The sequence below is a fragment of the Sinorhizobium chiapasense genome (genome assembly GCF_045277575.1).
Classification (GTDB): Bacteria; Pseudomonadota; Alphaproteobacteria; order Rhizobiales; family Rhizobiaceae; genus Ensifer; species Ensifer chiapasense_A.
Genome location: NZ_CP144205.1, coordinates 785,785 through 807,753, shown reverse-complemented (window position 1 = coordinate 807,753; position 21,969 = coordinate 785,785). Strand labels below are relative to the sequence as shown.

Below are 21,969 nucleotides of genomic sequence, written 5' to 3'. Positions count from 1 at the left end.
CAAATCGGGAAGGAAATTCAAATGGTTGCGCTCGCATTCGATCGCGGCAATACGACAGCTGTCGCCGCCGGCTATGCCGGTGCCATGGTAACCGTCCTCATCTGGGCGGGCTGGATTCTCGCGACCCGCCATTCAGCCGGCACAGCGCTTGGCACGATCGACCTCGGCCTGATCCGCTACGGCATCCCCGCTCTTCTCCTCGCACCGGTCTGGCTGAAGACCGGACTCTTGCCGCGCAGGCTGCCGATCCTGCTTCTGGCAATGATGGTCACGGGCTCGGGCGCCGTCTTCTTCCAGGTCTCCGCCTTCGCGATCCATTCCGTTCCCGCGTCCTCAGTCGGCATTCTTCTCGGCGGCTCGATGCCCCTTGCGACCGCCCTGATCGGTATCACGATCTTTGGTGAACGGCCGGACCGGATGCGGATGATCGGCTTCACTGCGATCGTCGCCGGCGTCGCCATCCTGCTGACGCGCAGCCTTGCCGTCTCGGCCCCAACAAGCTGGATCGGCTACGCCCTGCTTCCGGCGGCCGCGACGCTCTGGGCGATCTACACCCACGCCTTCCGACGTTCGGAGCTCAGCCCACTGCAGGGAGGCGCCCTGATTGCCGTCTGGTCCTTCCTGATCCACCTGGCGCTTGTCGCCTGGTTCGGAAGCACGCTTGCCGGCGTTCCGGCCAGGGAGATCGCCTTGCAGATCACCAGCCAGGGCATTCTGTCCGGCCTCGTCGCCATGGTCGCCTATGGCTATGCGGTGAAGAGCCTCGGCGGCACGCAGGCTGCCGCCTTTACCGCGCTGACACCGGTGCTCGCGATGATCGGCGGCGCCGTCCTGCTCGGCGAGCAGATCGGTCCGTTCGAGATCCTGGCCGCGATCATCACGGCTGCCGGCGTGGCGTTTTCAACCGGCATTCTTTCGGCCCGCAGTTGAGCCCTGAATATTTCCCATAAGACAAAGGCCCCGGCGCTTTTGCGCTCCGGGGCCTCAACTTGCACCACTCGCTCGGACTCAGCCGTGGATGATCTCCCGATGCTTCTGCAGGCGGTGACCGTAGGCCTGGCTGACACGATCGAAGATGATCGCAATGCCGACGATGGCGAGGCCGTTGAAGATGCCAAGCGTGAAATACTGGTTGGCAATCGCCTTCAGCACCGGCTGGCCAAGCCCCTGAACGCCAATCATCGAGGCAATGACCACCATGGCGAGCGCCATCATGATCGTCTGGTTGATGCCCGCCATGATCGTCGGCAAGGCCAGCGGCATCTGCACGTTCTTGAGCTTCTGCCAACCGGAGGAACCGAAGGCATCGGCTGCCTCCAGCACGTCCTTGTCGACCAGGCGGATGCCGAGATTCGTCAGGCGGATCATCGGCGGGATGGCATAGATCACCACCGCAATCAGTCCCGGAACCTTGCCGATGCCGAGCAGCATGACGACGGGGATCAGATAGACGAAACTCGGCATGGTCTGCATCACGTCGAGGATCGGATTGACGATGTTCTGGAACCGGTCCGAACGGGACATGACAATGCCGATCGGAATGCCGATCGCGATCGACAGCACAGTACAGACGAAGATCATCGAGATCGTCTTCATCGTATCGTCCCACATGTCGAAGTAGCCGATGAGCAGGAGCGTGCCGACGCAGCCGGCGACGATCTTCCAATTGCGGCTCGCCACCCAGGCGATCAGCGCGACCAGCACCAGAATGATCGGCCAGGGCGTCTTCGTCATGAAGCGCTCCGACTGGATGAGGAAGAACTGCAGCGGCTCGAAGAAGCCTTCGATGGCATCGCCATAGGTGCGCGTGAACGTCCGGAATCCCTCATCGATAGCCTTCTTCAACGCCCGCAGGCTTTCGTCGTCCATATGCGGAAACTGGGTAAACCAGTCCATTCCAATTCCCCTTCACATCTCGCCGGCCGCGATTGTTGTTTTGCTGTTGCCGGGGGTCAAACAAAGAGGCGGCGCAAGGATCGCGCCGCCAATGGGTTCAATCGCTCCAATCAGAGCGCAGCCTTGATCTTTTCGGCAACTTCCGGCGAGACCCACTGGGTCCAGATGTCAGAGCTTTCCTGGAGGAAGTGCTTGGCGCCTTCTTCGCCGCTGGCCTGATTGTCGGTCATCCAGGCCATCAGCTTGTTGACCGTATCGTTGGTCCAGGCGCGCTTGTTGAGGTAGTCCATGGCCGGGCCGGCGCGATCGGCGAAGGCCTTGGTCACCAGCGTCTGGACCTTGTCCTTCGGCCAGTCGTTCTTCTTCGGATCCGGGCAGTCGGCAACGGTGTTGCAACGCTTCCATTCGGCCGCATCGCCCGGAACGCCATGCTCGAGCTTCACCATCTCGTATTTGCCGAGAAGTGCCGTCGGCGCCCAATAGTAGCCGACCCAACCCTGCTTGCGCTCATAGGCCTTGGCGATCGAGCCATCGAGGCCGGCGGCCGATCCGGTGTCGACAAGCGTGAAGCCCGCTGCTTCGGCGCCATAGGCCTTATAGAGCTGCGTCGTCACGACCGTTCCGCCCCAGCCCTGCGGCCCGTTGAAAACCGCGCCCTTGCTGGCATCTTCCGGATCCGGGAACAGTTCCTTGTGCTTCAGCACGTCGTCGATGGTCTTGATGTCAGGATTGGCATCGACGATGTATTTCGGGATCCACCAGCCCTGGACGCCGCCATCGGAAAGCGCGAGCGCCGCGCCGACGAGCTTGCCTTCCTTGAGGCCGCGATTGACGACATCCGGCAGCAGGTCGACCCAGCCTTCCGGCGCGACATCGGGCTCACCCTTTTCGATCATCGAGGTGATCGTCGGCACCGTATCGCCAACAACGAGGTCGGCGTTGCAGCCGTAGCCTTCCGTCAGGATGATCTTGTCGACGTTCGCCAGCACCTCGGCGCTCTGCCAGTTCATATTGGCGATCGTCACGTCGCCGCATTCGGCGGCAGAAGCCGCACCAGCGAGGCCAAGGAGGCCTGCCGCCAGGCAGGTCGTTGCAAGAAGCTTCTTCATTTCCGTTCCCTTGTTTTGGCGGTGCATCCCGTCGCACTGCCGATCTCACCGCGTGGATCGACAGCGTCACAAGGCTCGGTCCAACTCGAAACAACAGGGACCGAAAGCCTGCAGATTCGTCGGCGTCGAGCCGATGACACCATGAAAGCTAACGGGGTTTTCCGGCAAGGACTTTTCCATTTGCGTCAACGAGTGCCTTTCCCGACGCGTGAACAACTCTGAGGCGCGAGTCAGGACGATTGGCTGCACTGGTTATAGCGTGACACCCGGATCCGGTGCCGCAGCGGGTGGCCGAACACCAGCGTCGCCGGGCATTGGTGCCGACGAAAAGCAATGCCTGCCTGAGATGGCGCCCTCATCACCGACTTCGTCGACCGGGTATGAAAGAGAAACGGCGCCGGGAGGCCGGCGCCGCTCTTCTTTCGTTTTCCATGAGGACCAACCGATATCACATGTTCGGATAGACCGGTCCTTCGCCGCCCTGCGGCGGTACCCAGTTGATGTTCTGGTTCGGGTCCTTGATGTCGCAGGTCTTGCAGTGCACGCAGTTCTGCGCGTTGATGACGAAGGTCGGCTTGCCGTCCTTCTCCACCCATTCGTAAACCCCGGCCGGACAGTAGCGCGTCGACGGGCCGGCATAGATGTCGTACTCGGAGCGCTTCTGCAGATCCATGTCCTTGACCTGCAGGTGGATCGGCTGATCTTCCTCGTGGTTGGTGTTCGACAGGAACACCGAGGACAGCCGGTCGAAGGTCAAGACGCCATCGGGCTTCGGATAGTCGATCTTCTGGTGCTGCGATGCCGGCTCGAGCGACTGCGCATCGGTCTTGCCGTGCTTCAGCGTGCCGAACAGGGAAAGGCCGAAGAGCTGGTTGGTCCACATATCCAAGCCGCCGAGTGCGACGCCCACCGCCGTGCCGAACTTCGACCACAGCGGCTTGACGTTGCGGACCCGCTTCAGGTCCTGGCCGATGGCGCTATCGCGCCAGCCGCGCTCGATCTCGATCGGCTCGTCATTGGCGCGGCCCGAAGCGATCGCCGCCGCCAGCTTCTCGGCTGCGAGGATGCCCGACAGGACGGCATTGTGGCTGCCCTTGATGCGCGGCACGTTGACGAAGCCGGCCGAACAGCCGATCAGCGCGCCGCCCGGGAAGGACAGCTTCGGCACCGACTGGTAACCGCCCTCGGTGATCGCGCGGGCCCCATAGGAGAGCCGCTTGCCGCCTTCGAAGGTACCGCGGATCGCCGGATGGGTCTTGAAGCGCTGGAACTCCTCGAACGGGTGGAGATAGGGGTTCTTGTAGTTGAGGTGGACGACGAAGCCGACGGCGACGAGGTTGTCCTCAAGATGGTAGAGGAACGAACCACCGCCGGTCTTCATGCCGAGCGGCCAGCCGAAGGAGTGCTGCACCAGGCCTGGCCGGTGGTTCTCCGGCTTCACTTCCCAGAGCTCCTTCAGGCCGATGCCGAATTTCTGGACGTCGCTGTCCTTCGAGAGGTTGAATTTCGCGATCAGTTGCTTGGCGAGCGAACCGCGCACGCCCTCGCCGATCAGCGTGTATTTGCCCAAGAGCGCCATGCCGCGGGCGAAGTTCGGGCCCGGCTCGCCATTGCGCTCGATGCCCATGTCGCCGGTGGCGACACCGACGACCGCGCCTTCGTCGTTGTAAAGCACTTCGGTGGCCGCGAACCCTGGGTAGATCTCGACGCCGAGTTCCTCCGCCTTGGTGGCCAGCCAGCGACAGACGTTGCCGAGCGAGACGATGTAGTTGCCGTGATTGTTCATCAGCGGCGGCATCAGGAAGTTCGGCAGACGGATCGAGCCGGCGGGCCCCAGGAACAGGAAGTGGTCGTCCGTCACTTCGGTCTTGAACGGATGGTCGGCCTCCTCGCGCCAGCCCGGCAGCAGCCGGTCGATGCCGATCGGATCGACGACCGCACCCGACAGGATGTGCGCGCCGACCTCGGCGCCCTTCTCGAGCACGACCACCGAAAGCTCCGGATTGACCTGCTTCAGCCGGATCGCCGCCGCAAGACCGGCCGGCCCCGCGCCGACGATCACGACGTCGAACTCCATGCTCTCACGCTCGGGCAGATCTTGCTCGGTCATATGGTCTCTCCAGTCTCACCGGTCTTCTGCCGGTTCAGTTCCCAGGATATATCATGCCGTCATGGCAAATGCAGTTTGGCTTGTCGAGCCGGGATGCGACAGACGATGCCCGCTTTTGCGCATGAGGTCATGAGTTTAGGGCAAATGTCTATATGACGTGCACGTAAACGTAAATACATCATTTTGTCGCGTGCCGACGCTATGAGCCATTCGGCCTTGCTTTTGCCGAAGAGCCATGCCACGAGGCCGCGACATCCTTTCGGCGGTTCGCGCCGGCTTATCCCATTCGCAAACGGCACTCGATAAGGCGCCCCTCTGGCGCCCGGACGGCGTGTCTTTTGTCGTCTTCGGTGCCGGCCGCCTGACATGCGGAAATGGCCCGACAAAATTTCATGTTGCATTGCGCGCCGCCGACTTGCTCCGGGCGGCGCAGCGACGCCAGACGCAAGGAGACCACCATATGGCCAAGGCACTGGGCTTCGACTTCGGCACCACCAATTCCGTGCTTGCGGTTGCCGCCGGCGACGCCACCCACTCGATGCGGTTCGACAGCCTCGCCGGCACGACCGACGCCATGCGCACTGCACTTTCCTTCATGAAAGACACCAACCTTGGCGCCCAGGCGCTGAAGGTCGAGGCCGGCCAGGCGGCGATCCGCGCCTTCATCGACAATCCCGGCGACTGTCGTTTCCTGCAGTCGATCAAGACCTTTGCCGCGAGCCCCCTCTTCCAGGGCACGCAGGTCTTTGCCAAGCGCCACAGCTTCGAGGACCTCATGCGGGTGTTCCTGACCAAGCTGCGCGACTATGCCGGCGACGGCTGGACGGATCAGTATAGCCGCATCGTCGTCGGCCGCCCGGTGCACTTCGCCGGCTCCAGCCCCGATCCGGCGCTCGCCCTGGAACGCTACGGCGCAGCACTTTCTGCCTTCGGCTTCCCGGAGGTGCACTATGTCTACGAACCGGTGGCGGCCGCTTTCTACTTCGCCCAGAACCTGAAGCAGGACGCCACGGTCCTCGTCGCCGATTTCGGCGGCGGTACGACCGACTATTCGCTGATCCGATTCGAGACCAGGGCCGGCCGCCTGACGGCGACGCCGATCGGCCATTCAGGCGTGGGTGTCGCCGGAGACCATTTCGACTTCCGCATCATCGACAACGTCGTCTCGCCGCTCATCGGAAAGGGGAGTCTGTTCAAGAGCTTCGACAAGCTGCTTGAAGTGCCGTCGAATTATTACGCGAATTTCGGTCGCTGGAATCAGCTTTCGATCTTCAAGACATTGAAAGATTTCACCGATCTGAAGCAGCTCGTGCGCCAGAGTCTGGAGCCGGAAAAACTCGAAGCCTTTGTCGACCTGATCGAGCATGACGAAGGCTACCCGCTCTATCAGGCGATTTCGGCGACGAAGATGCGGCTGTCGCAAGAAGACGAGACCGAGTTCTATTTCGCCCCGCTCGGTGAGATGTCGCGCCGAACGGTTCGTCGCAGCGATTTCGAAGGCTGGATCGCGCCGGAACTCGCCCGCATCGAAGGCGCGCTCGACGACGTGCTGCAGTCGACCGCGACGGCGCCCGGGTCGATCGACAAGGTGTTTTTGACCGGCGGCACGTCTTTCGTTCCGGCCGTGCGCGGCATCTTCGAGCGCCGCTTCGACGCCGACCGCATCGAAAGCGGCGGCGAACTGCTGTCGATCGCCCACGGCCTGGCGCTGATCGGCGAGCACGAGGACATCGGCCACTGGACGGCGAATGCGGCCTGAGCCGGACATCATCGATGACCTTGGATAGGGATGGCGAGAGCCGGAAAAGCGGTTCCGGTCCGGCGGCTTATGGGTTAGGTTGGCGGCCATGATTTCCGCCCACGACCTCTCTCCGGCTGAGCTTGCCGCCCTCCTTGCCTTCCATGCGGATGCGGGCGTCGAATGGCTGCTGGAAGAGGAGCCGGTCGACCGCTTCGCCGAGTTCGAGGCGATGAAGGCGGCGCGCGGCAGCGCGCGGGCCTCGGCAGCCAGCAGCCGTGCGGAGGCGCCCCCTGCGCAGCCGGCGGCGCGCCAGACAGCCGCGGCTGCCCCGGCACCATCCCGGGAAAACCGCGCACCGGCTCCGGCCGCCAGCGCCCCTGCCGTCGCCATCCCGGATGCGCAGGCGATCGAAGAGGCGCGCTTTGCCGCCGAATCGGCGCGATCGCTCGCCGAGCTCAAGGTTGCGATGGAAGGTTTTGCCGGCTGCAATCTCAGGAACAGCGCCCGCAATCTCGTCTTTGCCGAGGGCGACCCGGCAAGCGGCATCATGGTCGTCGGTCCGATGCCCTATGCCGACGACGATCGCGACGGCCAGCCCTTCGCCGGGCGCCTCGGCGAGATGCTGACCCGCATGCTCGCCGGCATCGGCCTTGCCCGCGAAAGCGTGCTGCTGAGCAATGTCGTGCCCTGGCGCCCGCCGGGCAACCGTGTGCCGACGGCTCGCGAAGCCGATATCTGCCGCCCCTTCATCGAACGGCAGATCGCCCTTGCCGAGCCCAGGCATCTGCTCCTGCTCGGCAATTTCACCGCCCGCTTCTTTTTCGGCGGCAACGATACGATCCATCAGCTTCGCGGCGAATGGCGCGAGCTGCCGATCGGCGGCATCACGGTGCCGACCCTTGCGACCCTGCACCCGCAGGATCTGGTGACCGCACCGGTCAACAAGCGCTTCGTCTGGCAGGACCTGCTTGCCTTCAAGGCGCGGATTCACGGCTGATCCGCACCGAAACGCCTTACACACATACGGCGCCAACGCGCCGGCCGGCTTTATGAACAAAGAATGAAGAAAGCCATGCGGTTTGCGCATATCAGCGGCGCATAATGACGCGTTGCAAAATTCGATGTTGCAGCGCAATATGATGACACGGGAGGAATGGAATTAAGGAATTGAACCATGACTGCCCGCTTTCGTCCGATCCACAGCAGCTTTGAGACGCTCCGTCACACCGGTGCTGCTCAACGGACGCCGTTCAACCGTTTCGGCACGGCAGCCAACGAGCAGATGACCGCGATCGGCCTTGCCCGGACCACCCGTCCGGCGCAGATTTTCGCCGATTTCATCCAGCGCTGATCCCCACGCGATACGCTTGGCCGCGTATCGCGTGCACAAGTCGGCATAATTGGCCGGCGACGATGAAAGGAACGAAACCATGACCAAGCCCATCGCGAGCCTCAAGGTCCTGTTCGATTCGATCTCCGACATTGGCACTGCCGTGCGCGCCTCGCGCGAATACACCCTTCTCAGCACCAAGAAGGATGCGCGCCGTGCCCACCGCGTGGCCGTGAGCCCGTTATTGCCGAACTAGGACGGATCGACATTCAGCGTAGCCAGATAGTGATCGCGGCCAGATGGATTAGTCCGGTGAAATGAATGGTTCGGCGTTCGTAGCGGGTTGCGAGACGGCGGAAATGCTTCAGGCGATTGAAGCACCGCTCTATGCGGTTGCGATGCTTGTAGGCGACCGGGTCGTGGGGGATGATAATCTTGCGGGAGCGGTTCGAAGGGATAACCGCCTCGGCGTCCATAGCCTTGATCGTCTCACGCAAGGCATTGCTGTCATAGACTTTGTCGCCGAGCACAGCCTTGCCCACCTGTCCATGGAGAAGAGTGGGAGCCTGCGTGATGTCGCCGACCTGGCCGGCCGTCACGATGAAACGCAGGGGACGGCCGAGCGCATCGGCCAGCATATGAACTTTGGTTGTCAGTCCGCCTCTGGAACGCCCCAGCGCCTGATCCTTGGCCCCCCTTTTCCGCTCGCCGCCTGTTGATGAGCACGCACGATGGTGCTGTCGATCATCAGATATTGATTGTCCCGGTCGGCCGTCAATGTGTCGAAAACCCGCTCCCACACACCGGCATGGCACCAGCGGCTGAAACGACGATGGACTGTCTTCCACTTGCCGTAGCGCTCCGGCAGGTCCCGCCAATGTGCGCCCGAGCGCAGCACCCACAAGCACCCGTTCACGAACAACCGGTTATCCGCACCCGTCCGGCCCGGATCGCCGGCCTTGCCAGGTAGCAAAGGCGCAATTTTCGACCACTGCGCCTCGTTCAACTCGTATCGCTTCACCGCCATCAAAGGCCTCCGTGCTTAACACGGTGTCCTATGAATCACCCATCAACTGATTTGATGTTGTGGAACGGCTCTGCTCCCGCCCTATCCTGAAAAGGGCCGAGCATCCGGTTCGGCGAACAGCTTGGAGCGCTCTCATGACCTTGATCACGACGATCGGCCTCGACACGGCTAAGCACCTCTTTCAGTTGCATGGAATAAACGACGAAGGAACCCTTGTCCTCCGCCGGCAGCTCCGACGCTCTGAGCTTCTGGCGTTCTTCAAGAAAATCCCGTCGTGTGTCGTTGGATTGGAGGCGTGTGGGGGCGCTCATCACTGGGCACGCGAGATAAGTGCTCTCGGACATAAAGTTCGGTTGATCCCACCCGCCTATGTGAAACCCTATGTCAAAAGAGGAAAGAATGACGCGGCAGATGCTGAGGCGATATGCGAAGCTGTAGGCCGACCCTCAATGCGTTTCGTGCCGGTCAAGACCATCGGCCAGCAAGCTGCAGCCATGCTGTTGAAGTCGCGAGACTTGCTGGTTCGACAGCGCACCCAAACGATCAATGCTTTGCGCGGCCATCTTGCCGAGCTCGGCATCACCGCCACCAGAGGTGTTGGCAAGGTTGATGACCTTGTCAGCATCGTTCGTGACGAGAATGATGCTCGTGTGCCACCTTTGGCGCGTACCGCCCTGTTGCCGCTGACGCTCCAGATAGACGCCTACACGGCAGAGATCGCAAAACTGGAAAAGCACATGGTGCGCGAAGCCAGACAGGATGCGACCTTGAGCCGACTGACCACAATTCCTGGCGTGGGACCAATAACCGCCGCCTCCATCGCGGCATTTGTACCCGACCCACTAGCCTTCAGGTCTGCTCGCCATTTTGCGGCCTGGATAGGGCTAACCCCGAAATCGAACTCCACGGGTGGGAAGACCAGATTGGGAAGAATCTCAAAGATGGGAAACCCGGTCTTGCGATCTCTCTTGGTCGTGGGGGCGTCCGCGGTCATCCAGCACGTGCGTCGGGGTGCCAAGGTCTCAGGCTGGTTGACCGATCTGCTGAAGCGCAGGCCGTACAAGGTTGCGGCCATTGCCCTGGCGAACAAGATGGCCCGGATCATATGGGCTCTTCTGGCAAGGGGTGGGCAATTCCGTGGCGTTGCGAGCGAAATGGTGGCGGCATGAAATCCGCGCGAAGGTAGCTTGTCGGCATCAGCCGACAGACAGAGGCCAAGGTGCAATGTCAATGATGACCCCGAGGAAAGACATCCGGATTGGATCAAGACCGTGATTCCCAACGTGCTTTGAGCTCGCTGATTTGTTTAGGTCAATCCAATCGCGAACGTCATCAAGGCCGGTAGCCCAGCGCTGCGCGAAAAGGCCGGACATATGGGCGCATCAGCCCTCGGATCATCTGAGGTCAGAAACACCTTGACCGCAGAGCCGTTCCACATATGGGAATCCTGAATGTCGATCCGACCTAGAGTGCCGTGCGTTCAGATGAACGCACTAAGGTCGCTCTAGCACTTTGTTTCTAGAGCATCTTTCCGCTTCAAGCGATTCAACTTGAAAAGCGGGATGCTCTAGTTGCTGCCGACAAAAAGGCTTACCGCCTTTTTGCCATCGCCTGTCGCAATCGACAGGGCCTCAAAATCTGGATAGAGCCACACTCGTCCCGACCTGCTGCATGTCTTCGTCCTTAAATCGACCTCGATTTAAGGACGAAGACATGCAGCAAATCAAAGTGCTACAGCGACCTTTGCGCGTCTGATAAGACGGGCGACGCTGTAGGAGTGTCAGGCTCATCCGGCCCCTGCCAGACCGTTCCTCGCTCCACCTGCGCTTTGCTCGTCATCGGCTTCGATGGCGAAGTGCCATGTTTTCAGGAGCGCCGATGCTGGCCAGCCTCGCTTCCGTCTTCAGCCTGATGGTATCGACCCTGCTCATGATGGTCGCCTTCGGCCTTCAGAGCTATGTCATCCCGGTGCGCTCCGTCGCCGAGAACTGGTCGACGCTGACGGTCTCGGTGATCGCCACCGGCTATACGGTCGGCTTTACGCTCTCCTGCGTCGTCACCCCGAAATTCGTGCTGCGGGTCGGTCACGTCCGCGTCTTCACCGCGCTGATCACGCTGCTGTCGATCGCAATCCTGCTCTGCGGCCTCATCGTCGACTGGCACGCCTGGATCGTGTTCCGGGCGATCGCCGGCTTCGCCATCTCCGGCAGCTATCTCGTCATCGAGAGCTGGCTCAATGAACGCGTCACCAACGAAAACCGCGGTCTCCTGTTTTCGCTCTACCTGATCACCACGATGGTCGGCACCATCGGCGGCCAATACATGGTGCCGCTCGGCGACCCGACCAACACGTCGCTCTTCATGCTCTGCAGCGTGCTGTTCTCCCTTGCGCTGCTGCCGACGGCGCTCTCCTCCTCGCCCATGCCGGCGCCACCGGCGCAGGCGAAGTTCGATATCCCTGCGCTTTTCCGCCGTTCTCCGGTCGCTGTCGTTGGCGGTTTTCTTGCCGGCGCACTGTCCGGCGCGTGGCTCAATCTCGGCGGCGTCTTCACGCAGAAGATCGGTCTCTCCACTGCCGAGGGTGCGACGCTGCTCGCCTCGCTCCTGACCGGCAGCGCGATCTCGCAGATCCCGATCGGCCGCCTGTCGGACAAGATCGACCGGCGTATCGTCATGGTCGGCTGCGGTATCATCGGCGTCGTCTCCTGCCTGGTGATGTCGGCATCGATCGGCAGCCAACCGGCGGTCCTCTACGTCATCGCCGCACTTGTCGGCTCGGTGCTGTTTCCGATCTATGCGCTGAACGTCGCGCATGCGAACGACCTCGCCAAACCGAACGAATATGTCGAGACGTCTTCCGGCCTGATGATTACCTATGGGCTCGGCACGATCTCCGGCCCGCTGATGGTCGGCCCGGTCATGGACCGCTTTGGCCCGGCGGCGCTGTTCCTCGTTCTCGCCGTCTATTTTGCCCTTTATGGCGGCTATGCCGCCTGGCGTATCCTCCAGCGTGAACAGCACAAGGGCCTGGTTGCCAAGACCGATTTCCAGGCAACTAGCGTGATGCCGACACCCGGCCCCGACGTGACGAGCCCTGTCGCCCAGCAGATGGCGCAGGAACCGCTGATCGACGACGACACGGTTCCGGCCTGGGAGAACCCGCGCTCGTAAGGGCCACCGACGGAAGATGAATCCGCGCTTCGTCCTCAGCCCTGCGGCGTCATGTGCTTGCGGGCGCCTCGGCGCTCGAGGCCAAGTCGATGTTCGCGGAAGATGATGAAGATGCCGGCCCCGACGACGATGGCGGTGCCGATCAGCATGGTTGCCGTCGGAATATCGTCGAACAGAAAATAGCCGATGATCAGGCCGAGCACGATCGACGTATATTCGAACGGTGCGATCGTCGACATGTCGGCATGGCGATAGCTCTCGGTCAGAAGGATCTGCGCCACACCGCCACAGAAGCCGGCGACCATCAGGAGCAGAAAGGCTTCGCGCGAGATCGAGGGCCAGCCGAAGGGCAGCGTCGCCAGCGAGAAGACCGAGGCCGACAGCGAGAAATAGAGCACGATCGTATGGGTTCGCTCGTTCTTGACGAGTTTGCGCACCAGCACCATCGCCACCGCGCCGAGGGCCGCCGAAATCAGCACCGATGCGGCACCCAGCGCCTCCAGCGAACCGAAGCCGCCTTCGCGGAAAAGGGTCAGCCGCGGCCAGGTGATGATCATCACGCCGACCAGCCCGATGACCACCGCCGACCAGCGATAAAGCCGCACGGTCTCACCGAGAAAAAGCGCAGCGAAGGCAACGGCGATCAGCGGCATGGCGTAGCCGATGGCGATGGCTTCAGGCAGCGGCAGGTGCAAGAGTCCATAGAAGCCGAAGCTCATCGCGAGAATGCCGACGAAGCCGCGCGCGATATGGCCGGTGAAATCCGCGGTCTTGAAGGCATCGCGCAACTGTCCGCGGAAGGCGAGATAACCGAGGATCGGCACCATGGCGAAGGCCGAGCGGTAGAAGGTGATCTGGCCGGTGGCGATCTCGTTTCCGGCCGCCTTGATCAGCGTCGACATGCAAACGAAAATGACGACGGAAAGGACCTTGAATAGGATCCCCTTCATCGGGCTTTCGACTTCCGCATCCATTGAGGGCACTTTTCGAACAGCCTCCGCCGGCCAGAGCAGACACGAGGGCTGGTTTGGAGATTTTTCAGCGGAGAACCCCGCCGCAGGACTTCGTCACCTTAGCGATGCTCGACAACAAAGTCGGATCAAACTTCGTGATGAATGGCGTTTTTTCTTGATCGATCGACGTTTGGCAAAACGGCGTCAGGCCTTTCTTTAGCCGCGGTGAAAAAAACCTTTCCAATTCATGTCTTGTTAGTCCCACTTCGATACACGTCAATCCGATAAGGGAGCGGGAAGACCATCGGAAACCATGCCTTTTCTGTCGAAAGTGCGGTCGCCGGCATCACAATCGTGTGGCATTATCCGACTTTTCGCCCCTTGGCCTTTTCACCATCACAGGCGCCCACTACAAATTCTCCAGTAGAACGGCGCAAGCGGGACTGACCATGCGGACAAATACTGGCCAGATCATTCATCTGGAAGACTATCGGCCGACCGACTTCGTTCTGGAGAGAGTGGATCTGACCTTCGAGCTCGATCCGAAGGACACCAAGGTCGAAGCCCGATTGATCTTCCATCGTCGCGAAGGCGTCGACGCGTCGGCGCCGCTGCTGCTCGATGGCGACGAACTGAAGATGACCGGCCTGCTGCTGGATCAGGAAGAGCTCGCGACCTCCCTCTACGACGTTACCGACGATACGCTGACCATCCGCGGCCTGCCGGAAACCGCCCCCTTCGAAATCACCATCACCACGCTGCTTTCGCCTGAGACGAACACGCAACTGATGGGGCTTTACCGCACCAACGGCATCTACAGCACCCAGTGCGAGGCCGAAGGCTTCCGCCGCATCACCTATTTTCCCGATCGCCCGGACGTTCTTGCCGTCTATACGGTCAACATCATCGCCGACAAGGCGTCCGCTCCCCTCCTGCTGTCGAATGGCAATTATCTCGGCGGCGCCGACATGGGCGACGGCCGTCATTTCGCCGCCTGGTTCGATCCGCATCCGAAGCCGAGCTATCTCTTCGCCCTCGTCGCTGGCGATCTCGGCGTCGTCGAAGACACGTTCACGACGATGTCCGGCCGCGAGGTCGCGCTGAAGATCTATGTCGAGCACGGCAAGGAGCCACGCGCCTCCTACGCCATGGACGCGCTCAAGCGCTCGATGAAGTGGGACGAAGACGCCTTCGGCCGTGAATACGACCTCGACATCTTCATGATCGTCGCCGTCTCCGACTTCAACATGGGGGCGATGGAGAACAAGGGTCTCAACATCTTCAACGACAAATACGTGCTCGCCGACCCGGAAACGGCGACCGATGCGGACTATGCCAATATCGAGGCGATCATCGCGCACGAATACTTCCACAACTGGACCGGTAATCGCATCACCTGCCGGGATTGGTTCCAGCTCTGCCTCAAAGAAGGCCTGACGGTCTACCGCGACCACGAATTCTCCGCCGACATGCGCTCGCGCGCGGTCAAGAGAATTGCGGAAGTGCGGCACCTGAAGTCGGAGCAGTTCCCGGAGGATGCCGGCCCCCTCGCCCATCCGGTGCGGCCGACGAAATACCGCGAAATCAACAACTTCTATACGACGACCGTCTACGAAAAGGGATCGGAAGTCACCCGCATGATCGCCACCATCCTCGGCCGCGATCTGTTCAAGAAGGGCATGGACCTCTATTTCGACCGGCACGACGGCCAGGCGGTGACGATCGAGGATTTCGTCGCCTGCTTCGAAGCGGCAAGCGGTCGCGACCTCCGCCAGTTCGCGCTCTGGTACCATCAGGCGGGAACGCCGCTGGTCACCGCTTCGGGCGCCTATGACGCCGCCAAGCAGACCTTCACCCTGTCGCTCGAGCAGACCGTTCCGGCAACACCCGGACAGGGCGCCAAGGAGGCGATGCACATTCCGCTCAAGATGGGTCTGCTGCTCGAAGGCGGCAGCGAAGCCGACCTTTCCGCGGTCTCCGGCGCCGACATGACCGGCGACGTCCTGCATCTCACGGAGCGCAAGCAGACGGTCATCTTCTCCGGCATTCCGTCGCGCCCGGTGCCGTCGTTCAACCGCGGCTTTTCCGCGCCGGTCAACCTGCACATCGAGCAGAGCCCCGAGGATCTTGCGCTGATCGCGCATCACGAGAGCGACCTTTTCGCCCGCTGGCAGGCGCTCAACGCCATCGCACTCAGCAATCTGGTCGAGGCGACGGCGAATGTTCGCGCCGGAAAGCCGGTCACCTGCGACAAGGCGCTCATCGACGGCCTGATCCGCGCTGCCGCGGATGAAACGCTGGAGCCCGCTTTCCGCTCCCAGGCCCTGGCACTGCCGAGCGAATCCGACATCGCCCGCGAGATCGGCACCAACAACGATCCGGATGCGATCCACGCCGCACGTCAGCAAATCCTGACGGCGGTTGCCGCCGCTGGGCGCGACACCTTCCTCAAGCTGGCCGACGACCTCGTCTCCACGGCCGCCTTCAGCCCGGACGCCGCAAGCGCCGGTCGCCGGGCGCTGCGCAACAGCGCGCTCACCTACCTCGTCCAGGGCGACGAAGGGCCGGAGCGCGCCGCCAAGACCTTTGCCGCCGCCAACAACATGACCGATCTCAGCCATGCGCTGGCGCTGCTTGCGCACCGCTTCCCGGATGCTTCCGAAACCGCGGAAGCGCTTGCGACCTTCCGCGAGCGTTTCGCCGACAACGCGCTGGTCATCGACAAGTGGTTCGCCGTTCAGGCGACGATTCCGGGAGCCGGAACGCTCGACCGCGTCAAGGCGCTGATGGCCGAACCGCTGTTCAATGGCAACAACCCGAACCGCGTGCGCTCGCTGGTGGGCACCTATGCCTTCGCCAACCCGACCGGCTTCAATCGCGCCGATGGCGAGGGCTACCGCTTTCTCGCGCACCAGATCCTCGACATCGACCCGCGCAACCCGCAGCTTGCGGCGCGTATCCTGACCTCGATGCGCTCCTGGCGCTCGCTCGAGGACAAGCGTGCCGGTCATGCCCGCAAGGCGCTGAAGGAGATTGCCGGAGCGCCGAAACTTTCGGCCGACGTCGGCGATATCGTGGAGCGCATGCTCAAGGCCTGAAGCCAGGAACCCATTGATTTTCCTCAGGGCCGGGCCGCGCAAGCGGCCCGGCCTATTATTTCCCAACGATAAGAAATGGTTAAGAAATCTTTACCAGCGCCTCTGGACAAGGCGAATCGCCCTGTGATTCATTGAGTCAGATTCGGGCGAGCGGCGCGCCGAATCATCAGAGGGTTTTGAGAATTGGGAAAGATGGCGGACGCGCGACAGGCGAGCGCAGCCGACGGGCGGTTGCGACTCAAGTTTCCGGGGCTTGCCGGCCGCCTGGAGCAGGAGTTCATCTCGCATGCGAAGATCTTTGCTGGACCGACCTCGCGGCGACTGGCAAGCGCAGAGCCGATTCTCAAGCGCTCTATCCCGATCCTCATCATCGCATTCCTGATCATCGTGGCGGTCTCGCGCATGTCCAGCATCATGGACGAGCATGCCCGCATGGAAGAAAGTTCGCGCCAGACGGTCGGGCTTGCGGCGGCAACCGCCGTTGCGGCCTTCCAGACGGACGGCGCGGTCCTTTTTGACGAGAGCCGCCGCTCGGACGCGGAGGAACGCTTCAGCCATTATCTGCCCACCGGCCTGCTCGATCCCGGCACGTTCATCCTTGCGGTCCGCAGGGACGGCCGGATCTTCGCCAGCACCCAGGAGGGCGGGCCGCTCATCGGTCGGACGCTCGCGGCGGTCGCGCCCGACATCGCGACGCTGCAGTATTTCGGCGAGCACTCCAGCGTCATGAAGACGCCGATCGTCGGCGTCGATCATATCGTGGCGCTGGCGCAATTGCCTGACGCGGTCGGAGTGGTGCTGGCCGCAACGCCGGTGACGCAGCTCGAAACCACCTGGCGCGATGAAGTCTCGCTCAACGTGACGCTCTTTGCCGGCATCTCCGCCATCCTGCTGATGGTGCTCTATGCCTATTACATCCAGGCCAAGCGGGCTCGCGACGCGGATTCGGTCTTCGCCGAATCCAACCTGCGCGTCGAGACGGCGCTGTCGCGCGGCCGCTGCGGCCTCTGGGATTTCGACCTCGCCAACCGTCGGCTGTTCTGGTCGCGCTCGATGTACGAAATGCTCGGCATGCCCGGAGAAAACAGCGTGCTCTCCTTCGGTGATGCCGCGCGGCTGATGCATCCGGATGATCGCGGCATCTATGGTGTTGCGCGGACCATAGCGCGTGGCGACGTACGCCAGATCGACCAGGTTTTCCGCATGCGACATGCGGACGGCCACTATGTGTGGCTGCGTGCCCGCGCGGAAATCATCCGTACCGTTTCCGGGCGGGCGCATCTGATCGGCATCGCCATGGACGTGACCGAGCAGCACCGGCTTGCCCAACGTTACGCCGAGGCAGACCAACGGCTCGCCGACGCGATCGAATGTACGTCGGAGGCCTTCGTCCTCTGGGACAAACATGACCGCCTCGTCATGTGCAATACCCACTTCCAGGAGGCCTACAAGCTTCCCGACCACGTGCTCGTTCCGGGCACCGAGCGCATCGCCGTCCAGATGGCCGCGGCGCGGCCGGTGGTCGAACGACGCATCGCCGATCCCGATCGCAGCAACCAGTCGCAAACGAGCGAGGTCCAGCTTGCCGACGAACGCTGGCTGCAGATCAACGAGCGACGCACGCGCGACGGAGGCCTCGTCTCGGTCGGCACCGACATCACCCTCCTGAAGCGGCATCAGGTGCGCCTGCGCGAATCCGAGCGGCGGCTGATGGCGACGATCGGCGACCTTTCGGCGTCGCGTATGACGCTGGAGCGCCAGAAGACCGAACTGTCGATCGCCAATGCCAACTACCAGGCGGAAAAGGAACGCGCCGAGGCGGCCAACCGAGCCAAGTCGGAATTCCTGGCGAACATGTCGCACGAACTTCGCACGCCCCTCAACGCCATCCTCGGCTTCTCGGAAATCCTGCAGAACCAGATGTTCGGGCCGCTCGGCTCGGAGAAATACAACGAATACTCGCGCGACATCCACGAGAGCGGCAAGCATCTCCTCAACGTCATCAACGACATCCTCGACATGTCGAAGATCGAGGCCGGTCACATGCGCATCAGCCGCGAGACGATCGATCTCGCGCCGCTGATCGAAGAGACGCTGCGCTTCACCACTATACCGGCCGAACAGAAGAACATCCATGTGGTGCAGCAGATCTCGTCAGGCCTCACAATGGTTGCCGACCGCCGCGCCATGAAGCAGGTATTGCTCAACCTGCTTTCGAACGCGGTCAAGTTCACCAATGAAGGCGGGCGCATTTCGCTTCGTGCCCGCAAGGTGACCGGTGCCGTGACGCTGACGATCGCCGATTCCGGCATCGGCATACCGCGCGACGCGCTTCAGAAAATCGGCCAGCCCTTCGAGCAGGTGCAGAGCCAGTATGCCAAGAGCAAGGGAGGCTCGGGCCTCGGGCTGGCGATCTCGCGCTCGCTCACCCGCCTGCATGGCGGCAGCATGAAGATTCACTCGACGGAAAACGTCGGCACCATCATCTCAGTCCGAATCCCCGATCGGGCCTGAGGGACCCCATTACGCCGAAACAACGGACTGGAAGACACGCCGCGCGGCCTTAGACAGCCGGCGGATGTCACCTTCCAGTGTCTTAAGGTCCGGATAGTCCCCTGCCCGGCAGACGAGATCAATCAGCCCTGCCGGGGCTTCCTTCGGCTCGAACTCTCCCTCGATGCACAGCCGCACGATCTGCGACAACTCGGTAAAGAGATGCAGCGCCTCCAGGGCAACATCGAGATCGTTGGGGTTCATCAGGGCGTCGCCGAGCAGTTTCAGCGCGTCGGCGGTGTTCGTGCCTGCTGTCAGCGGCTGAATGCCCTTCGCGGGCGCGACGAGCGCCAGGTACTGGCTGATGAACTCGATATCGACGAGACCGCCCGGAATCAATTTGAAATCCCAGATGTCGCTGGGCGGCTTCTCGCTGTCGATCATCTCGCGCATGGAGATCACGTCGGCACTGACCTTGGCAACATCTCGCTTGCGGCTGAGGATTTCGGCGAAGATCGCATCGGCCTCGGCGATCAGCTTTTCGTCGCCGCAAATGCAGCGCGCCCGGGTCAGGGCCAGATGCTCCCAGGTCCAGGCTTCTTCGCGCTGATACTTGGCGAAGGCGTTGATCCTGGTTGCGACCGGTCCCTTGTTGCCGGACGGACGAAGCCGCATGTCGACCTCGTAGAGAATGCCCTCTGCCGTCGGCGCAGAAAGCGCGGCGATCAGGCGCTGCGTCACCCGCGTGAAATAGCGGGTGGGATCAAGCGGCTTGGCGCCGTCGGACTCGGTCGCCGCCTCATCGTAATCATAAAGCAGGATCAGATCGACGTCAGAGCCCGCGGTCAGCTCGTGACTGCCGAGCTTGCCCATGCCGACGACGGCGATGCGGCCGCCGGGGAAAACGCCATGCACCGAGCGGATCTCGTCTTGCACCGCCTTCACCGCCGCGGCGATGATCAGGTCGGCGAGATCGGTAAAGGCGCGGCCGGCCTGTGCGCCCGAAATGGCGCCGGTCAAAAGCCGGATGCCGATCAGGAAGCGCTGCTCGGCGGCGATGATGCGCAGGCGGTCGAGCACTTCCTCATAGTGTCGCGCGCCGCCGACGAAATTGGCAATGCGCGGCGCGAGATAGTCCTTCGTCGGCAATTCGGCAAGGAGGCCGGGATCGAGCATGCCGTCAAAGACATGCGGGCGCGCGGCGATGATTTCGGCAAGCCGCGGCGCCGACGACATGACGTTGACAATCAGCGAGAGCAGGCCCGGATTGTTGCCGAGCAGCGAAAAGAGCTGGATGCCGGCCGGCAGGCCGGAAATGAAATTGTCGAAGCGCAGCAGCGCCTCGTCGGCCCGGCGGCTTTCGCCGAAGACACGCAGAAGCTCCGGCGTCAGCTCTGTCAGGCGCTCGCGCGCTTCCACCGATTGCGTCGCGCGGTAGCGGCCGTAGTGCCAGGTGCGGATCGTATGGGAAATGTCCGACGGCCGCTGGAAGCCGAGCTTCTTCAGCGTCTCCAGCGTATCCGGGTCGTCGCGCTGGCCGGTGAAGACGAGATTGCCGGTCTCGGTCGAGAGCTTCGCCTCCTGCTCGAAGAGCTGGGCATAGCGGCGCTCGACCGTCTTCAGCACGCGTGACAGGGCCTTCGAGAAGGCGGCCGTATCTTCGAAGCCAAGCATATAGGCGATGCGCTTCAGCTCCGCTTCGGTCTCGGGCAGGACATGGGTCTGCTCGTCGCGTACCATCTGGATCCGGTGCTCGACGTCGCGCAGGAACCAATAGGCCTCGACAAGTTCATCGGCGGTCTCCTCGTCGATCCAGCCGGCCTTGACCAGCGCGCGCAGCATCGGCTCGGTTGCGCGCTGGCGCAGCTCCGGCATGCGGCCGCCGGCGATCAATTGCTGCGTCTGCACGAAGAATTCGATCTCGCGGATGCCGCCGCGGCCGAGCTTGATGTTGTGTCCCTTGACCGCGATTTCGCCATGTCCCTTGTGGGCATGGATCTGACGCTTGATCGAATGAATGTCGGCGATCGCCGCATAGTCGAGATATTTGCGGAAGACGAAGGGGACCAATTCCCGGAGGAACCGCTCGCCGGCCTCGATATCGCCTGCGACCGGCCGCGCCTTGATGAAGGCGGCCCGTTCCCAGTTCTGCCCCCTGCTCTCGTAATAGAGCATCGCCGCCTCGACCGGAATCGCGAGCGGCGTCGAGCCCGGGTCGGGGCGCAGCCGCAGGTCGGTACGGAAGACATAGCCGTCGCCGCTGCGCTCCTGCAGGATGCGGATCAGGCGGCGCAGCAGCCGGCCGAAGGTCTCCGAGGCATCGTCGCGGTCGACGATGATGCCGGATTGCGGATCGTAAAAGACGACGAGATCGATATCGGAGGAATAGTTGAGCTCGAAGGCGCCGAGCTTGCCCATGCCGAGCACGACGACGCCGGAACCGATGCTCGGGCAAGCGACATCCTTGACGATCAGCTTGCCGCTCTCGTGCGCGCTCAGCAGCAGGTGATCGATCGTTGCGGAGACGGCAGCACCAGCAAAATCGCTGAGCCAGCGCGTGGTTTCGCGGCCGTCGAAATGCCGGGAGAGATCGGCGAGCGCCGCGGCGAAGGCGAGCTCCCGTTTGGCTCGCCTCAGCCGCGCCATGATCTCCGTGTCCGGCAGGGCCGCGCCGCCTTCGTTGGGCTTCCAGGCATCGCGGGCGCGGCGCACCCGTTCGGTCAGGAAGGCTGTCAGATCGGTGGACAGGAGTTCTTCGAGAATGGCCGGGCGGCTGTCGCCCGTATCGCGCAGGAAGGGCGACAGCGCAAAGGCCGAGACAATAAAGGTCTTGAACGGACTTTCGGAGGCGAGCAGTTTCGCGATCTGGTCATGACCCTTGGCCATGTCCTTCAGCACCGAGAGCGCCGTTTTGGCGTCGGCCTGGCTGGCCGCCCGGATCGGCGCTGTCTCGATCTCCCAGCACTGCTGCACTTGGTCCTGCATGCCCTCTCCCCTTGCCTACAGCCTGCACATCCAAAGCAGCGGCAAGCCGCTCTCGT

At 62.4% G+C, this 21,969-nt stretch carries 14 protein-coding genes and 1 pseudogene; 9 read left to right on the top strand and 6 right to left on the bottom strand.

The features are described from left to right. Positions 1-21: 21 nt before the first annotated feature. On the top strand, positions 22-930 hold the full coding sequence (locus QM996_RS03900; protein WP_500269379.1) for a DMT family transporter: 909 nt from the start codon (positions 22-24) through the stop codon (positions 928-930). Between the two features lie 78 nt (positions 931-1,008). On the opposite strand, the gene QM996_RS03895 is transcribed toward QM996_RS03900, so the two are convergent. The 3 genes from QM996_RS03895 to QM996_RS03885 form a co-directional block, all read right to left on the bottom strand. Further along, positions 1,009-1,896: an ABC transporter permease gene (locus tag QM996_RS03895; RefSeq protein ID WP_500269378.1), complete on the bottom strand. Its 888-nt coding sequence runs from the start codon at positions 1,894-1,896 to the stop codon at positions 1,009-1,011. A 110-nt stretch (positions 1,897-2,006) separates the two neighbouring features. Then, positions 2,007-3,005 (bottom strand): ABC transporter substrate-binding protein, encoded by a 999-nt coding sequence (locus tag QM996_RS03890; RefSeq protein WP_500269377.1) that lies wholly within the window; start codon positions 3,003-3,005, stop codon positions 2,007-2,009. Between the two features lie 448 nt (positions 3,006-3,453). Beyond that, complete coding sequence (locus QM996_RS03885) at positions 3,454-5,115, bottom strand: electron transfer flavoprotein-ubiquinone oxidoreductase (protein ID WP_500269376.1); 1,662 nt, start codon at positions 5,113-5,115, stop codon at positions 3,454-3,456. Positions 5,116-5,575: 460 nt separating this feature from the next. On the opposite strand from QM996_RS03885, the gene QM996_RS03880 reads away from it, so the two are divergent. The 4 genes from QM996_RS03880 (at position 5,576) to QM996_RS03865 (ending at position 8,442) form a co-directional block, all read left to right on the top strand. Beyond that, entirely contained in the window at positions 5,576-6,874 is a 1,299-nt protein-coding gene (locus QM996_RS03880; RefSeq protein ID WP_500269375.1) for an Hsp70 family protein, read from the top strand. Positions 6,875-6,962: 88 nt separating this feature from the next. Continuing rightward, positions 6,963-7,853 (top strand): uracil-DNA glycosylase, encoded by an 891-nt coding sequence (locus QM996_RS03875; protein ID WP_500269374.1) that lies wholly within the window; start codon positions 6,963-6,965, stop codon positions 7,851-7,853. A 177-nt stretch (positions 7,854-8,030) separates the two neighbouring features. Next, positions 8,031-8,207: a hypothetical protein gene (locus tag QM996_RS03870; RefSeq protein WP_156134297.1), complete on the top strand. Its 177-nt coding sequence runs from the start codon at positions 8,031-8,033 to the stop codon at positions 8,205-8,207. Between the two features lie 79 nt (positions 8,208-8,286). Continuing rightward, positions 8,287-8,442 carry a hypothetical protein gene (locus QM996_RS03865; RefSeq protein ID WP_429808155.1) on the top strand — a complete coding sequence of 52 codons (156 nt, stop codon included), beginning with the start codon at positions 8,287-8,289 and terminating at the stop codon, positions 8,440-8,442. Between the two features lie 13 nt (positions 8,443-8,455). Here the strand turns inward: QM996_RS03865 and QM996_RS03860 are convergent. After that, positions 8,456-9,213: pseudogene (locus QM996_RS03860) on the bottom strand (IS5 family transposase). 134 nt (positions 9,214-9,347) lie between these two features. Between QM996_RS03860 and QM996_RS03855 the strand changes: the two are divergent. Then, positions 9,348-10,382: an IS110 family RNA-guided transposase gene (locus QM996_RS03855; RefSeq protein ID WP_500269373.1), complete on the top strand. Its 1,035-nt coding sequence runs from the start codon at positions 9,348-9,350 to the stop codon at positions 10,380-10,382. Between the two features lie 709 nt (positions 10,383-11,091). Further along, positions 11,092-12,384, top strand: coding sequence for an MFS transporter (locus QM996_RS03850; protein WP_500269372.1), 1,293 nt, complete (start codon positions 11,092-11,094; stop codon positions 12,382-12,384). Positions 12,385-12,419: 35 nt separating this feature from the next. Here QM996_RS03850 and QM996_RS03845 read toward each other — a convergent pair whose 3' ends face one another. After that, the gene (locus tag QM996_RS03845) at positions 12,420-13,358 is read right to left on the bottom strand and encodes a DMT family transporter (RefSeq protein WP_500269371.1); all 939 of its coding nucleotides are present in this window, start codon (positions 13,356-13,358) and stop codon (positions 12,420-12,422) included. 428 nt (positions 13,359-13,786) lie between these two features. On the opposite strand from QM996_RS03845, the gene pepN reads away from it, so the two are divergent. Together pepN and QM996_RS03835 are read left to right on the top strand one after the other, a co-directional pair. Further along, positions 13,787-16,435, top strand: coding sequence for a M1 family metallopeptidase (pepN, locus tag QM996_RS03840; RefSeq protein WP_500269370.1), 2,649 nt, complete (start codon positions 13,787-13,789; stop codon positions 16,433-16,435). A 183-nt stretch (positions 16,436-16,618) separates the two neighbouring features. After that, entirely contained in the window at positions 16,619-18,949 is a 2,331-nt protein-coding gene (locus QM996_RS03835) for a PAS domain-containing sensor histidine kinase (RefSeq protein WP_500269369.1), read from the top strand. A 9-nt stretch (positions 18,950-18,958) separates the two neighbouring features. Here QM996_RS03835 and QM996_RS03830 read toward each other — a convergent pair whose 3' ends face one another. Further along, positions 18,959-21,913, bottom strand: coding sequence for a glutamine-synthetase adenylyltransferase (locus QM996_RS03830; RefSeq protein ID WP_500269368.1), 2,955 nt, complete (start codon positions 21,911-21,913; stop codon positions 18,959-18,961). Positions 21,914-21,969: the final 56 nt, after the last annotated feature.

Excerpts from the sequence above, each read along its gene's own strand:
- QM996_RS03900 (WP_500269379.1), top strand. The coding sequence starts at position 22 with ATGGTTGCGCTCGCATTCGATCGCGGCAATACGACAGCTGTCGCCGCC.
- QM996_RS03895 (WP_500269378.1), bottom strand. The coding sequence starts at position 1,896 with ATGGACTGGTTTACCCAGTTTCCGCATATGGACGACGAAAGCCTGCGG.
- QM996_RS03890 (WP_500269377.1), bottom strand. The coding sequence starts at position 3,005 with ATGAAGAAGCTTCTTGCAACGACCTGCCTGGCGGCAGGCCTCCTTGGC.
- QM996_RS03885 (WP_500269376.1), bottom strand. The coding sequence starts at position 5,115 with ATGACCGAGCAAGATCTGCCCGAGCGTGAGAGCATGGAGTTCGACGTC.
- QM996_RS03880 (WP_500269375.1), top strand. The coding sequence starts at position 5,576 with ATGGCCAAGGCACTGGGCTTCGACTTCGGCACCACCAATTCCGTGCTT.
- QM996_RS03875 (WP_500269374.1), top strand. The coding sequence starts at position 6,963 with ATGATTTCCGCCCACGACCTCTCTCCGGCTGAGCTTGCCGCCCTCCTT.
- QM996_RS03870 (WP_156134297.1), top strand. The coding sequence starts at position 8,031 with ATGACTGCCCGCTTTCGTCCGATCCACAGCAGCTTTGAGACGCTCCGT.
- QM996_RS03865 (WP_429808155.1), top strand. The coding sequence starts at position 8,287 with ATGACCAAGCCCATCGCGAGCCTCAAGGTCCTGTTCGATTCGATCTCC.
- QM996_RS03855 (WP_500269373.1), top strand. The coding sequence starts at position 9,348 with ATGACCTTGATCACGACGATCGGCCTCGACACGGCTAAGCACCTCTTT.
- QM996_RS03850 (WP_500269372.1), top strand. The coding sequence starts at position 11,092 with ATGCTGGCCAGCCTCGCTTCCGTCTTCAGCCTGATGGTATCGACCCTG.
- QM996_RS03845 (WP_500269371.1), bottom strand. The coding sequence starts at position 13,358 with ATGGATGCGGAAGTCGAAAGCCCGATGAAGGGGATCCTATTCAAGGTC.
- pepN (WP_500269370.1), top strand. The coding sequence starts at position 13,787 with ATGCGGACAAATACTGGCCAGATCATTCATCTGGAAGACTATCGGCCG.
- QM996_RS03830 (WP_500269368.1), bottom strand. The coding sequence starts at position 21,913 with ATGCAGGACCAAGTGCAGCAGTGCTGGGAGATCGAGACAGCGCCGATC.